18 protein-coding genes are annotated in these 13150 nt (G+C 68.3%); 9 read left to right on the top strand and 9 right to left on the bottom strand.

The window, feature by feature from the left end; translation table 11 throughout:
* Nucleotides 1–26: 26 nt before the first annotated feature.
* On the bottom strand, nucleotides 27–920 hold the full coding sequence (locus AB0L53_RS07605) for an FAD-dependent oxidoreductase (protein WP_363991828.1): 894 nt from the start codon (nucleotides 918–920) through the stop codon (nucleotides 27–29).
* Between the two features lie 92 nt (nucleotides 921–1012).
* Between AB0L53_RS07605 and AB0L53_RS07600 the strand changes: the two genes are divergently transcribed.
* Both AB0L53_RS07600 and AB0L53_RS07595 read left to right on the top strand, forming a co-directional pair.
* Entirely contained in the window at nucleotides 1013–1516 is a 504-nt protein-coding gene (locus AB0L53_RS07600) for an RNA polymerase sigma factor (RefSeq protein WP_363991826.1), read from the top strand.
* Entirely contained in the window at nucleotides 1513–1995 is a 483-nt protein-coding gene (locus AB0L53_RS07595; RefSeq protein ID WP_363991823.1) for a hypothetical protein, read from the top strand. The genes AB0L53_RS07600 and AB0L53_RS07595 overlap by 4 nt, the downstream gene beginning before the upstream one ends.
* Here AB0L53_RS07595 and AB0L53_RS07590 read toward each other — a convergent pair.
* The gene (locus tag AB0L53_RS07590) at nucleotides 1976–2137 is read right to left on the bottom strand and encodes a hypothetical protein (RefSeq protein ID WP_363991820.1); all 162 of its coding nucleotides are present in this window, start codon (nucleotides 2135–2137) and stop codon (nucleotides 1976–1978) included. The two genes, AB0L53_RS07595 and AB0L53_RS07590, sit on opposite strands and share 20 nt — an antisense overlap.
* A 32-nt stretch (nucleotides 2138–2169) precedes the next feature.
* Nucleotides 2170–2472: a hypothetical protein gene (locus AB0L53_RS07585; RefSeq protein ID WP_363991817.1), complete on the bottom strand. Its 303-nt coding sequence runs from the start codon at nucleotides 2470–2472 to the stop codon at nucleotides 2170–2172.
* Between the two features lie 254 nt (nucleotides 2473–2726).
* Here AB0L53_RS07585 and AB0L53_RS07580 point away from each other — a divergent pair, with 254 nt between their 5' ends.
* The 3 genes from AB0L53_RS07580 (at nucleotide 2727) to AB0L53_RS07570 (ending at nucleotide 4974) form a co-directional block, all read left to right on the top strand.
* Nucleotides 2727–3980: a hypothetical protein gene (locus tag AB0L53_RS07580; protein WP_363991814.1), complete on the top strand. Its 1254-nt coding sequence runs from the start codon at nucleotides 2727–2729 to the stop codon at nucleotides 3978–3980.
* Nucleotides 3981–4129: 149 nt separating this feature from the next.
* Nucleotides 4130–4522, top strand: coding sequence for a GNAT family N-acetyltransferase (locus AB0L53_RS07575; RefSeq protein WP_363991811.1), 393 nt, complete (start codon nucleotides 4130–4132; stop codon nucleotides 4520–4522).
* Nucleotides 4438–4974 carry a hypothetical protein gene (locus tag AB0L53_RS07570; protein WP_363991808.1) on the top strand — a complete coding sequence of 179 codons (537 nt, stop codon included), beginning with the start codon at nucleotides 4438–4440 and terminating at the stop codon, nucleotides 4972–4974. The genes AB0L53_RS07575 and AB0L53_RS07570 overlap by 85 nt, the downstream gene beginning before the upstream one ends.
* Here AB0L53_RS07570 and AB0L53_RS07565 read toward each other — a convergent pair.
* Together AB0L53_RS07565 and AB0L53_RS07560 are read right to left on the bottom strand one after the other, a co-directional pair.
* Nucleotides 4934–5323 (bottom strand): helix-turn-helix domain-containing protein, encoded by a 390-nt coding sequence (locus AB0L53_RS07565; RefSeq protein ID WP_363991805.1) that lies wholly within the window; start codon nucleotides 5321–5323, stop codon nucleotides 4934–4936. The genes AB0L53_RS07570 and AB0L53_RS07565 overlap by 41 nt on opposite strands.
* A gap of 101 nt (nucleotides 5324–5424) precedes the next feature.
* Complete coding sequence (locus AB0L53_RS07560) at nucleotides 5425–8277, bottom strand: BTAD domain-containing putative transcriptional regulator (protein WP_363991802.1); 2853 nt, start codon at nucleotides 8275–8277, stop codon at nucleotides 5425–5427.
* 126 nt (nucleotides 8278–8403) lie between these two features.
* On the opposite strand from AB0L53_RS07560, the gene AB0L53_RS07555 reads away from it, so the two are divergent.
* On the top strand, nucleotides 8404–9195 hold the full coding sequence (locus AB0L53_RS07555; protein WP_363991799.1) for an acetoacetate decarboxylase family protein: 792 nt from the start codon (nucleotides 8404–8406) through the stop codon (nucleotides 9193–9195).
* A 10-nt stretch (nucleotides 9196–9205) separates the two neighbouring features.
* Here the strand turns inward: AB0L53_RS07555 and AB0L53_RS07550 are convergent, their stop codons facing one another.
* On the bottom strand, nucleotides 9206–9721 hold the full coding sequence (locus AB0L53_RS07550) for an HAD domain-containing protein (RefSeq protein ID WP_363991797.1): 516 nt from the start codon (nucleotides 9719–9721) through the stop codon (nucleotides 9206–9208).
* A 59-nt stretch (nucleotides 9722–9780) separates the two neighbouring features.
* The gene (locus AB0L53_RS07545; protein WP_363991794.1) at nucleotides 9781–10332 is read right to left on the bottom strand and encodes a helix-turn-helix domain-containing protein; all 552 of its coding nucleotides are present in this window, start codon (nucleotides 10330–10332) and stop codon (nucleotides 9781–9783) included.
* Nucleotides 10333–10397: 65 nt separating this feature from the next.
* Between AB0L53_RS07545 and AB0L53_RS07540 the strand changes: the two genes are divergently transcribed.
* Complete coding sequence (locus AB0L53_RS07540; RefSeq protein WP_363991792.1) at nucleotides 10398–11243, top strand: alpha/beta hydrolase; 846 nt, start codon at nucleotides 10398–10400, stop codon at nucleotides 11241–11243.
* Here the strand turns inward: AB0L53_RS07540 and AB0L53_RS07535 are convergent.
* A complete protein-coding gene (locus AB0L53_RS07535; RefSeq protein WP_363991789.1) occupies nucleotides 11227–11685 on the bottom strand; it encodes an ATP-binding protein in 459 nt (152 codons plus the stop codon). The genes AB0L53_RS07540 and AB0L53_RS07535 overlap by 17 nt on opposite strands.
* 9 nt (nucleotides 11686–11694) lie before the next feature.
* Here AB0L53_RS07535 and AB0L53_RS07530 point away from each other — a divergent pair, with 9 nt between their 5' ends.
* Both AB0L53_RS07530 and AB0L53_RS07525 read left to right on the top strand, forming a co-directional pair.
* The gene (locus AB0L53_RS07530; protein WP_363991786.1) at nucleotides 11695–11958 is read left to right on the top strand and encodes a Scr1 family TA system antitoxin-like transcriptional regulator; all 264 of its coding nucleotides are present in this window, start codon (nucleotides 11695–11697) and stop codon (nucleotides 11956–11958) included.
* The gene (locus AB0L53_RS07525) at nucleotides 11949–12170 is read left to right on the top strand and encodes a DUF397 domain-containing protein (protein WP_363991784.1); all 222 of its coding nucleotides are present in this window, start codon (nucleotides 11949–11951) and stop codon (nucleotides 12168–12170) included. Before AB0L53_RS07530 ends, AB0L53_RS07525 begins: the two co-directional genes overlap by 10 nt.
* A gap of 76 nt (nucleotides 12171–12246) precedes the next feature.
* Here the strand turns inward: AB0L53_RS07525 and AB0L53_RS07520 are convergent, their stop codons facing one another.
* Nucleotides 12247–13125 carry a helix-turn-helix transcriptional regulator gene (locus AB0L53_RS07520; RefSeq protein ID WP_363991781.1) on the bottom strand — a complete coding sequence of 293 codons (879 nt, stop codon included), beginning with the start codon at nucleotides 13123–13125 and terminating at the stop codon, nucleotides 12247–12249.
* Between the last annotated feature and the right edge of the window lie 25 nt (nucleotides 13126–13150).

The raw sequence follows: 13150 nt of genomic DNA, 5'->3' as shown, positions 1-13150 counted from the left end.
CCGTGCTCATCGTGCGTGGCTCGCTCTCACCAAGCCTGGCCCACCCAGATCGGCCTCGATGCGTCAGGCTCGCGTGAGGGTTTGGGCGGGCCTGGGGGTTTCACCGAACTGTTGGAGGGCGAGTTGCGCGGCGGCGATTGAGACCTCGGCCAGCAGTCCGGGCGCGGCGGATTGGTCTGTGGCAACCAGTCCGGGCCGCCGCCGTCGACCCGCAGACCCAGGTCGACCGTTGCCACGCGGGCGCTGGGCCAGGTGAGCGATTGGTCGCCGGTCAGCTGGCGCGCGGTGGCCAGGCTGGTGGCCAGGATCGTCGGGCCCGCGGGCAGGGCGGATACCCGGGTCTGGGTGTGTATCCGCACGCCGAGGTCGGCGGCTCGCTCGGCCAGAAGATCGACCAGGGTGGACCAGCCTCCGGTCACGTACCGAACGCCGCCGGCCAGCGCCCGGCGCAGGCGCTGGTGGGCGAAGGCGGCCGAAAGCCGCCCGGGGTCGTGGTCGAAGGTGAAGATGAAGACCACTCCGATGATGGCTTCGGCCGTCTTGGCGTCGACGTGCCGGAGCAGCCATGCGCGCAACGATTCCGCTGCGGGCGCTTCGGCGGGTAGCGCGGCGATGGCCTGGCTGAGTTCGGCCGGCCAGGGGCCGAGCCGGCCTCCGGCCCGGACGAGGCCGGCATAGCGCGGCGCCGCCACGATGGGCGGGGTGAGGCCGCGGCGCTCCAGCCACGCCCACCACGGCCCGTCCACGTACATCGCGTGGGTGCCGAGGTTGGCCCGGTAGACGGTTGCCAGCGTGCGTGCCCGCCCGCCCGGCCGGGAATGCGCCTCGGCGACGGTTACCCGCCAGCCGCGTTCGGCCGCCTCGATGGCGGCGGTGAGTCCGGTCAGGCCGGCGCCGACGATGTGCAGATCTGGTTTCACCAGAAGGTCCTCTCTGCGTGATGTCCTCCTAGCTGGAAAGTGGTGAGGAACCCGCGAAAGGTTCCTGCCGATGTTCTTGTAATCTTCCTGGCGTGGATCCCGGGAACGTCGTCGCCGCTCAGCAGGGGGACGCGCTCGCCTTGGACCGGCTTCTCGATGAACTGGCCCCGTACGTCCGCCGATTGTGCGCACGGATCGCCCCGGCGGCGGCCGACGACGCGACGCAGGAGGCCCTGCTGGCGATCTTCCGGGGCCTGCCTTCGCTGCAGACTCCTGAGGCGATCATGACCTGGGTACGGTCGATCACCGTCAGGACGGCGATCCGGCTCGCCCGCCGGCATGATCTGGAGGCCCCCACGGACGAACCAGCGGAGGGAACGCTTACGGGCGGCCACGCCTCCTCTCTGGAAGGGCTGGTGGACATCGACGACGCCCTGGCGCGTCTGCCGATCTCCCAGCGCGTCGTGCTGGTCTTGCGTACCCGGGAAGGCCTCAGCGAACAAGAGATCGCCACCACTTTGGGGATCCCCGCAGGAACCGTGAAATCCCGGCTGCATCGGGCCAGGGCCGCCTTCCGGGAGGTGTGGGAATCGTGAACGATCCCGGCGCGCGATCCGATATCGACCCGATCGACCGCCTGGCCATTCTCGCGGCCGCCTTGCCCGGCGCCGCTGTCGGGCAGCGCCGCATCGCCGCCCCCTTCGAGGCGGTGTGGCAGCTCATCGCGGACCTGGAACACTCCACCCCCCGCTACGAACCCGATGTCGCCCAGGTGCGTGTCATCGAGCAGCACGGCGAGTTCCTGCGCCTGCTGGTGCGGGACACCGCCGGCCGTGAGGACGCGATGGACGCCCGGCTCCGCCAGGGCTGGTGCGTCATGCAATCCGCCACCGTCGCCATCGCCTTCGCCGCCCGCCCCTTGGGCGACGAGACCCTGCTGGCGCACCTTGAACACCGGCGCGGCCAGCCTCCGGCGCCCGGCCCGAGCGAGCCGCGGTCCCGCCGCGCCGCTCTCGCGAAAATCGACCAGGAGCTCCGCACCATCGAAAGGCTCGTCACCCGGTCCGAGCACTGAGCTCCGGGGCTGCCAGGATTCCCTTGATGCGTACAGCGACACGGCGGCGGCTACGCTCGTGCGGCGGCGCGCTGGCGTAGTCGTCGAAGTAGTCGCCGGTCAGCGGCCGCATCAGCAGCCGCTCAGTTTCGATCACAGTCATGACGAGGAGTATGTGCCACGCGCGCCATTTCGTCAGTCTTCGCCGTGATAAGCGCGCAGTTCGCGGCGCGCCTGGCGACGGCTACGGCGGCGCCCTTCGCGCCGGAAGAAGTACCACTCCCGGCCGCCGTCGCCACCGCCGCAGTCGAACCAGTAGTGGTCGCTGGCACGCCAGTAACAGCCGCTCGTACGGTGGCTCAGGGACGCGCTGACGGCGGTGATCTCGTCGGGAAGCGTGCATGGCCCGAACCGATGATCATGGATGGGCAGACAGGTCACCATCGACTCGTCGGCGATCCGCACCCACCAGGGCCGGGTCTTGTCGGTCTTGCTCATACGGTCACCTTTCGGCTCCGTGACACCCCGGGATGGGGCTGTCATGAGACCGGATGCACCGTGATCACCTCCGACTTGACGCACGCCATATCAGGGCAGAAAGCGACATTGACCCTGATTCCAATATCACCACGAAGACTAGCCAACAGGACGTCTCAGCGGCGGCGGGCGAGACTGTTGATGGCGACATGGACCGGTCTTCGAGGCCCTCGCCCCAGGCGAACCTTTCTCGGACGCCCGGCGTCGTACCCCTTGTGGATCTTGCCAGGCTGCGTGTCGCGGCCGCAGCTGCCGCCCTGCTGTTAGCCTCAGGCGTCGCCGACCGGCCGATGGCGCCCCTGTTGCCGATACCCGTACAGGCGGCGACTTCGGCGGAGGAGATCGCTGAGCGGCTGCGGAGCCGCTTGGATGACGACGTCGACCGCCGCCTCGAGGACATGGGCCTCACCATCGCCGTTCCCTCCGCGATAAACCTGGACTTCCCCCTTCTGTTTTCCTGTTGGCCGGAGCACGGCCTCGACGCGCTGCCACCCGAGGGGGTTCCGGCCTACACCGGCCTGCTACGCGTCCCGGAGGTGTCCTCAGCGCTGGACGTCAGGTTCTGGATCACATCGCCCGGCACTGCGAGCCGCCTGGTCCGGGAGGCCCGTCGCGGCGCGGAAGACTGCGCCCGCCAGCCCCAATCCGATTATTCGGGCAGTGATCTGGCGGACTTCGATCGCTGGGGATGGTACGGAGTGCGGGCCAGGGTCAACGAAGAGGAGTACACGAAAGATGGCGACCCGGACATCATGTCGACGATCGTGGCCGCCCGAGGAGGGCTGCTGGCCGAGGTGTCATGGAGAACGATGGACCCGCTCCTGCTCCCGCTCGGCCCGGAAACCGGGGCAGTGTCCGTGTTGGCCGCTGTTGGCGGCGACCCCGACAGCCCCGCTCCGGCCGGCACCTCCCCAAGATCGGCCTTGAGCGCCCTGGCTGCGGCGTTGCCCGCGCCGTCCGCGTACGGCAAGAACATGAAGGCATGGCAGACCTTCGATCCCGAACACGACACCGTCTGCCCGTCCGCCGGTTTCGACCAGAATGTGTACGGTGGCGCTCCCACGATCAGGCGCCGCCTGGTCGGCGAGGTATCCATACGTACAGACGTGCTGCTCCTGCCCGACGAGCAGGCCGCCGAACAGGCGCGCACCCGCCCGCTCAACTGGGGCGACTGGGTGAATTGCGAGACCGAAGACAAGTCGCACGTGAGTGGCAGTCACCGGGTCGAGCCTCTCACCACAGGACCCTGGACAGGCGAGATCGAAACCTTCGCCATACGACGCCGGGACCCGTCGTCTCGTCCGGCCCATCAGTACGTGGTCGCGAATGTCTCGGTGGCCGTGCGTCATGGCACCACCATGGTTTATCTCCGATGGCAGGGACCAGCCGGAACCGATCGGACCGCTGCCCTACGCAGGGGTCGCGCCGCGCTCACCCGGACGCTCGCTCTCCTGCCGGCCGCCGGTTGAATCAGTCCGGCGACGTTCACCGATGACAGGCGGCCCAGCGTCTTCGGGGCGGCAGGCCAGGCAGCCTGGCCAACAGGAATCTCAGCGGCGGCGGGCGGGGCTGGTTCTGTAGGTTGATGGCGGCATGGACCGGCCTTCGGGGAGGCTCAGTGCGAGATGGGCAGCGGATGATCCAGCCGATCGATTTCGACCAGCCGGGTGACCTGGTCACGGGCCTGTACGACGCGTTCGTGGCCGGCAACGGCGACGACCACGGCCCCGTACCGTCCCTGCCCTGGTTCTCCTACGTCGTCAGTACGGGCGGGGCGGGCGGGCGGTCCGAGGCGTGGGTGGCGGCCGAGGGCGGCAGGGTGGTCGGCGGGTACGCGCTGGCGCTGCCCGAGGACGACAACACCCACGTGGGCCGGCTGTTCACCCTCGTGGTGCGGCCGGAGCGGCGCGGGCAGCGCTGGAGCGGATGCGGCCCGAGGTGGACGGCTACCACCTGGAGCGCTGGGTCGGGCCGGCCGGCCCCGAGTTGCTGCAGGACCTGGCCACGCTGATGGGCGGCATGAACGACGCCCCGCGCGACGCGGACATCGAGGCCGCGAACTTCTCCGTCGACCGCGTGCGCTCCCGCGAGCAGGCTCTTCCGATCATCGGCCGCACTCCGTACACCATGATCGCCAGGCGCACGTCCGACGGCGCCCCCGCCGGCTACACGCGCATCCTGGTCGACGAGGACCGCTCCGACAGCTGGGGCTATCAGGGGGACACGACCGTGCTGCGCGAGCACCGGGGCCACCGCCTGGGCCTGCTTCTCAAGATCGGCAACCTGCTGTGGCTGCGCGAGCGAGAGCCCCACATCGAGCGCGTCATCACGTGGAACGCCGTCTCCAACGCCCACATGCTGGCCATCAACGAGGCCATGGGATTCGAGTTCTTCGACGAGCAGAAGAGTGACGGTTGGAGATTTAAGCGCTCCGGAAGGAGGCGCGATAGGCCTGCGGGGTGACGCCGACGACGCGCTTGAACCGCTCCCGAAAAGCGGTGGGCGAACCGAACCCGGCCTGCGTCGCGATGCGCTCGACGCCGTGGTCGGTGGTCTCCAGCAGGAACTGCGCCCGGCGTACCCGGGCTCGTAGGAGCCACTGCAACGGAGTGGTGCCGGTCTGCTCCCGGAAGCGGCGGCTGAAGGTGCGCTCGCTGAGCCCGCCGCGCCTGGCCATCTCCGCCAGGGTCACCTCCCGGGCGAGGTTGTCCTCGATCCACGACAGTACGGGCTCCAGCAGCGAGCCCTGGGGCACCGGCGGCTGAGCGTGCGTGATGAACTGCGCCTGTCCGCCCTCTCGTTCCAGCGGCATCACCGACAGCCGGGCCGAGTCGGCGGCGATCGCCGAGCCGAAGTCCCGGCCTGCGACTCCGCTCGCCTCCCCCGACGGGCAACCTCAATAGGGGTACAGGTTCAGAGCTCTCCGCGGGCGATGTCGATCATATGGCGCGCACGCGCGGGCCAGGTCGGATGGCCGTGCCTGTTCATGAGGTCGTGGCAGCGTACGAAGTATTCCGCCGCTGCTTGCCGCTCCCCGCGTTCAAGGCTGAGTTCGCCAAGGAAATAGGCGGACAGCGCCTCGCCGTACATGTCGCCTGCCTTCGCTGACATGGCCGACAGCTGGTGCATGGTGTTCACCGCGTCGGCGTGTCTTCCGACGGCGTGATAGACCTCGCCCAGCCTGCGTAGCGCATAGCGTTCGCCCGGACCCCAGCCCAGGTCATGAGTGAGGTCGAGGCAGTCCTGGTAACGAGCGATGGCTGTTTGCGGGGCGTCTTGGCGAAAGAGGGTGATTCCCGTGATCAGGGTGCGGAGGAACTGCATGACGGGTTCGCGGCACTGCGGGTTTTGGGCAAGGAGTAATGCCTGCCGGAAGATGCGAATGACTTCCTGATGATCCTGCGGCTGTGCTCCGCATATGGCGATCAGGCTGTCGAGCAGATTGTCGATGCCGTCAGCGGACTTGAACCGCGAGAGGGCTTCCCGGATGCTGGTCTGTGATCGTTGATCGGGTTCTGCTGCCAAGAGATCGCAGGCGACCAGGCCGGTGAGCGCGTAGGCAGCCGAATGGGAGTCATCCCCCCGGTCGAAGTGGTCGAACGCTGTTTGGAACATGGTCCGCGCCGGCTGGAAGCGCCGCCGTTCCAGCTCGATGTCGGCCAGGGCGAGGTGCGCGAGCATGGCCGTGCCATGGGTGTGTGCTCGCTGGGCGACGTTCCGCAGGAGGCATTCGGCGTCCGGCTGGAAGCCGTTCGTGATGAGGAACGGAGCAAGGCGAAGGGCGAGTTCGGCCGCGGACTCGGAATCCGCGACCTGGGTAACCGTCAAGAGCGTCTCCCGCTCCGCGGACAACCATTCGGCGCCACCTTGAGAAGGCCTGTTGGTCCCCGCCGGCGTCATCAGGGGAACCACCGGTGGTGGATATTCCAGACCCGCGACACGTACTCGCGCCAGGCACTCATCGACAAGCCGTCGCAGCGCCATATCCCGGTGCTCAGGTGAATCCTCGTTCTGTGCGCGCTCACGTGCGAATTTCCGCAGGAGATCGTGCATGCGGTAACGCGATTGACCGCTCTGATCGACTTCACCGGTACTCAGCAGGCCGGCCGCGACGAGCGCTTCCAGCGACGCGTCCGCCTCGCGGGAGGATTCGCCCAGCAGCGCCGTCGTGATCCACTCCGCGGCGCTGTCGATCCCGGCAAGGCCGATCAGCCGGAAGGCGCGGCGGGGCATGTCCGGCAACAGCCGATAGCTCACGGCGAAGGTTTCCCGGATGTCCAGCTCGCCCAAAGCCAGCTCATCCAGAGGGCGTCCGCCTGTCAATCGCGTGGCGAGCTCCCGCAGCGGCCAGCTCGGCCTCGTGGAGAGCCTGGCCCCGGCCACCCTGATCGCCAACGGCAGGCGTCCACAGGCCAGCACGATCGTACGTGCCGCGTCGGGTTCGGCCCGTACCCGATCCGCTCCGGCGATCCGCTCCAGCAGCGACCGGCCCGCCACCTCGGACGGCACATCGAGCGGTATGCGAGCGGCGCCTGCCACGGTGGAGAGCGGGCCTCGGCTGGTGACCAGAACGGCGCTGCGCGGCGTACCGGGTAACAGGCAGCGCACCTGACCCTCGTCCTGGGCGTCATCGAGGACGATGAGCACGGCTCGATCGGCCAGCAGCGACCGATAAAGCGCCGCTCTGGCTTCGGTGGAGTCTGGGATCTCCGGCCCCGGCAGCCGCAACGAGCGCAGCGCGTCGGCGAGGAGAGCGGCGGGCTCGCGTGCGGTGTTACCGGTCCTGAGGCTCAGGTAGAGCTGACCGTCGCGAAAATGGTCGCGAAGCCGGTGGGCGGCGTGCACGGCCAGGGTGCTCTTGCCCACGCCGGGCGGCCCGGTCAGTACGGCGATAGCCGGCGCGGTGCGGTCGGCCGCCGGGTGCAATGCCGTGATCACATGACCGAGCTCTTCAGCTCTTCCCACGAAGTCCGCGATGGCCGGCGGAAGCTGGCAGATTCGCTGCCACGTTTCCGGCTCCTTGACGATCACGGTGTCGGCCAGGATGTCGGCCTGGAGTCGCTGAAGCTGCCGGCCGGGCTCGATGCCGAGCTGGTCGACAAGCGCCGCGCGGGCGCGCCGGTAAGCGTCCAGGGCCGCATCACGTTGCCCGGCCTGCGAAAGGGCCAGCATGAGCAGACGCCACGCAGGTTCGCTCAGTGGCTGCTCGGCCACGAAGGCGCGGAGATCTTCGACCACCTCCGCCGACCGGCCCAGGCCGAGCTTCATCTCGGCCCAGCGCAGCCGTACGGCTGCGCGCCGCTCTTCCACCTGGGTGGCACGGGCGAGCGCGGGACCCGCGAGCTCGGTCCCTTCGGCCAGCTTCCCGCGCCATAACGAGAGCGCTCGCTCGTACTGATGGACCGCACCCCAGACGTTTCCCTGGGCATGCTCGGTCTCCGCCAGCCGTACCGTCTGTTCGAAGGCGAGCAGGTCCACCTCCTCGGGAGTCGCCTCGAAGAGGTATCCCGCTGCTCTGGTGGTAAGCCGGGTGCCTGACGGGAGGGCTCGGCGCAACTGGGCGATGTAGGTCTGGAGGTTGGAAACGGCCGAGGCGGGAGGAACCTCCCACAGCGCCTCCATCAACCGTTGCTTGGAGACCAGGACGTTGACATGGAGCAGCAGGCTGGCCAGCACGGCGCGCTGCTTGCCGCTCAACGAGGCTTCCCGCCCGTCTGGCCAGCGCACTCCCACTGGGCCCAGGATCGTGAAGGTCGCCTCGCCCAAGTCCAGCTCCCGCCTGTGCTGACTTCATGGTGCATATGTGGCACCAGGGCCCATTGTTGGTCACGAGCCGCTCGCGGTCGAGGCTCACTGTGAAATGAAGCGCATCATCCCTTTTGGAGGCATTCCATGCTGCACGGCTACACCCTTCCCCTCTCCCCGCGCGGCGAGGCCAACCTGGTTGGCGCACCCCCTTGGCACTATGCGGGTGACGTGATCGGGGTGGAGTTCTGGACCACCTCCGAAGCCGCGGCCGCCACGTTACCTCCGGGCTTGACTCCGGATCCGTCCGCGTCCGGACATGCCACCGCCATGTTCATCGACTGGCAGTTCTCCGCCGCCGGCCAGGACTACCTCGATCCGGTACGCAGCCAGTACCGCGAGTTCATGGTCCTCATCGACGCCATGTGGCAGGAAACGCCCGTCGCCTGGTGCCCGTACATTTACGTCGATAACGACGCCGCTCTGGCCCGCGGGTGGATCCAGGGCTTCCCCAAGAAGCTCGGAACCGTACACCAGACCAGAGCCTTCGCCGCGCAAGGCCCAGCCACTCCGCAGGTCGGCCCGGGCGGCCGGTTCGCCGCCACCGCCTCGGCCGCCGGCCAGCGCGTCGCCGAGGCCCTGGTCACCTTGGACCAGCCCGTCTCCGACGCGGCGGCGCTGCTGTCCCGGCCCACCGTCAACCTGCGCCACTTCCCCCAACTCAGCGCCGGCCGGCACGACAAGCCCGCCGTGCACGAGTTGGTGATGGCCGTCTTCGACGACGTCCGAGTCGACAACGCCTGGAGCGGTGCGGGGGAATTGTCCTTCCTTCCCGCACGTGGTGAGGAATTGGCGGCGCTCGCTCCTGTACGCACCGGGATGGGATTCCGCGCGTCCCTGTCCTACACGGTCAACGACCTGCGCATTCTCGACAGCTGAGTTTCGCGGGTCACGGGTTGCTGGACGTCTCCCGAAGCCAGGCGTCGAGTATCGCAAAGTCCTCGTGGGTGAGACCGTTCGCGGAGTCGACGCGGTGAAGAAGAGCCGGTCCGCGATGGTGTCTGGCGACCCATATCCGATCGAGGTCGGTGATCTCATCGTCGACCCAGACAAACGGGCGGCCGGCTGCCGCCTCGACGAGAGCCTGCGTCTTCCAGTGCAGCACACCAGGGTCGTCTTCCTCAGGGGCGTCCGGGAGGTCGGCCACCGGGAGCTCCGGCAGGCCGAGCAGCGGAGCGATCACCTCGTTGGCGTCGTGCATCCACGCGGTGGCCCAGATGAGCTCGCAGGACAGCGCCAGCAGCCGCGGACCGTGTGCGGGATCGATCTTCGCCAACTGCGGATTGGCCGCGTCCTGCCATGCCGCCCACTCATCGAGGGCTGACGGGCGCCATCCGCCGCCACAGGGCAGGAGCGTCCCGTCGACGTCCAGGAACAGCAGTGGGCGCTGGACATGATCGGTCATGGCCGCACGATATCGGCCGGATCGCCATCGAGGGGCGTCGTGCGCGCTTTGGGTCGGGGCTAACCACCGACTTCAGGCGCGGGCGGCTGCTCGGCAGGGAACAAGATCGCGCTGAGGAGGTACGGCGTGCGGTCTGGCGAGGGTGTGTTGGCCAGCCGGTCGCGCAGCACCACGAGCAGGTCGGCCAGCATTTCAGCGAGCTCCTCCGGGCTCAGCCAGACGGTGCCCTGCCGGTAGGAGACCGAGTCGGCCTCCGGGCTGGCGCCGTCGCGGTCCAGGTAGGCGTTGAACTCGGCGATCAGGACGGCCATGGCCGCGGCGAATCCCCGGCGGTGGTCGTCGAGCGACATCGTGGCGGCCTCGCCGGCGCCGATCCTGGGCCGGTCCTGACGCAGCCGGTAGCGGCGCTCGACGGCGCCGCGGACCCGCTGCTCGCCGTCCACTTCCAGGAACCCTCCCTCGGTCAGCTGGGCGACCTGCCGGTACATCGTGATCTTCGGCACCTCGGGCATGCGGGCGCACATTTGCGCGATCGTCAGCGCGCCCGCTGCGGACAGGGCGTGCACGATGCGCAGCCGCACCGGGTGCAACAACTGCTCGACAGGATCCATGGCTCAACGATTTCATATGAGATACCGTTATCCAAAATGAAAACGTTGCGTTCGAAGGAGGAGCCATGCGAGACGCCCCTGGACAGCTGGTGCCCGTGAACGGCCGGACCGTCTATGTCGAGGAGTCCGGCCAGGGACAGGACTGGGTGGTCTTCGAGGCGGGCAGCGGATGCGGCCGGACCTTCTGGGACCCGGTGCTGCCACCACTGGCCGACCAGGCGCGGCTGGTGGCCTACGACCGCGCCGGGCGCGCGCTCAGCGGCCGTACCACCCAGCAGCTCAGCATCGATGACCTGGCCGCCGACCTGATCGCGATGATCGAGGCCGTCGTCCCGGGCGAGTTCGTGCTCGTCGCGCACAGCATGGGCGGGCTGGTCGCCCGCCGCGCCGCCGAGCGCCTCGGATCCCGGCTGCGGGGACTCCTGCTGGTCGACCCCACACCGGAGACCTCGCCGGTGTACGACACGTGGGACCAGACCACCAAGAAGATCGACCGCATGCTGGCTGTGACGCAGACGCTCAGCCGCTTCCGCCTCTTGGCGCGGCTGTTCAGCGGTAATGTCCGGCCCTTGTTCTCCGCCGACACCTACCAGGCCATGCTCGCCGAGAACTTCACCCCCGCCGGGACCGCTCAGACCCGCAAGGAGATGCGGGCGGTGGCCGCCGCCATCCCGCAGTTCCGCGCCCACCCGCCCCAGCTCCCGAAATGCCCGACGATCGTGCTGTCGGCGGCGCGCGCCGCCAAAGGGCGGGAGCGCCAGAACGCCGCCATCCGCGAGCACCAGCGACTGTACGCCGACACCCTGCCCGACGGGGGCCACGAAGTCGTCGACTCGGCACACTTCATCCAGGCCGAGCAACCGCACCTCGTCGCCGACCGGATAGGCCGGCTGCTCAGCCGTGGCTCCTGATCACCCGCCCGCTTGCCTGATCGACGATCTGCCCTGGCGCGTCCAGGTACGCCATGCTCGCCGCGATAGGGTCCAGCTCAAACCATACGGTCCGGCCGAACAAGTGCCTTCTGACACCCCATTTCGTCGCCACGGCCGCCAAGATCTGCAGCCCTCGCCCGCCGGTCTCGTTCGAGTCCTCGCTGAGTCGTGGCCCCGACCACCAGCCCTGGTCTCTGACCTCGACACGGATCCGGCCGCCGCTGCCGAGCCACATGCGGACGCGAAAAGCTCCATTTCTCCAGCGGCCGGAAATAGTATGCTTTATTGCGTTGGTGGCGATTTCGGTAACTAGAAGTCGTACGTTATCCAGAAGATTCGCATCGTCGACGGCTTCAGGCAGCTCCCTGACCAGCCAGCTAGCGGCATAGATCCGCACATCGCCGACGACCTCGGGGAACATCTGATCGCCATGGCCGAGAACAACTGGTTCAGCGTCCAACTCGTCCCATACGAAGCTCTGTGCACGGCAGCCCTGGTGGGGCCGGTCGTTCTCGCCCAGGAGAATGGAGTGACGATCGCTGCGTATGTCGAATCCGCTCTCCACGGTCACGTCATCGACAAACCCGCCGAGATCAAGCGACTGGTGGATCGGCTCGAATGCATACGCAAGGCGGCACTTCCCGAGTACCTGTCAATGCAGCGGATCAAGGGGAGAGTGGCGGCATGGAGTTGAGCGAGAAGATCGGGCGAGAGATCGCGAGCCCCACAGGATGGATCACCGCGTCAAGCGGCCAGGGCGGCGAGTGCCTTGAAGCCAAGCATCTGTCCGACGGCCGCGTCGCCCTGCGCGACACTGAGCAACCAGACGCCGAGCCCTGGGTGGTCCGTCGGGCCGTCTGGGACAAGTTCATAGCGGGCGCGAAGAACGGAATCTTCGACTTCTAGCGCCATCAACCATGCGGCCCCCGACAAATCCGTCGAGGGCCGCACCCGATGGTCAAACGCCCTCTTGGGCCGGATGTCAGCGTTTGGTGTCGGCGTGGGCGGCGGCTTTGTCGTGTTCCTGGGTCGCTGCCCAGCTGGCCAGGAGCTGCAGAGCGTCCGCGGCCGGTGTGCCGGGATCAGCGCTGTAGACGGTGATGGACAAGCCTTCATCGCCGGGCAGGTCCAGGGACTCGTGCCTCAGCTCCATCGCGCCGACCACCGGATGGTGGAAGCGTTTGGTTCCTCTGGTGTAGACGTGCACGTTGTGGGCGCCCCACAGGGTGCGGAAGGCGTCGCTGCGGGTGGACAGCTCGCCGATCAGGTTCGACAGTTCGCGATCGTAGGGGTTCTTGGCGGCTTCGACCCGCAGGACGCCGACGCCGTCGCGGGCGACGCGTTCCCATTCGAGGTAGAACGTTCTGGCCCGGGGATCGAGGAAGACGAAGCGGCAGCAGTTGGCCGGCTCCTGTTCGAAGCACTCACAGTGCAGGGCGCGGGCCAGCGGGTTGGCCGCCAGGATGTCCATGCGGTTGTTGCGTATGTAGGCCGGCTGGTCGTGCAGGCCTTCGATGATGCGCAGCACGCTGGGCCGCACGGCGGCCTGTTTGGGGCGGGGCCGCTCGTGGAGGGGCCGGGCGTTGGCCGCGTGTGCCAGGGCGTACAGGTGGTCGCGTTCGGTGTCGTCCAGGCGCAATGCCCGGACGAGGGCGTTCAGGACGCTGTCCGAGACACCGCCGAGGTTGCCGCGTTCCAGGCGGGTGTAGTACTCGACGCTGACCCCGGCCAGCGTCGCGACCTCGCCTCGGCGCAGGCCGGGCACGCGCCGCTGCCCGTACGCGGGCAGGCCCGCCTCCTCCGGCGTGATCTTGTCGCGGCGGGATCTCAGGAAGGTGCTGACCTCGGCCCGGTTGTCCATTACCCCAGCATAGGAAGGATGTAGC

This window comes from Nonomuraea sp. NPDC052129 (assembly GCF_040680095.1).
GTDB lineage: Bacteria > Actinomycetota > Actinomycetes > Streptosporangiales > Streptosporangiaceae > Nonomuraea.
This window is presented reverse-complemented; position numbering and strand designations above follow the sequence as displayed.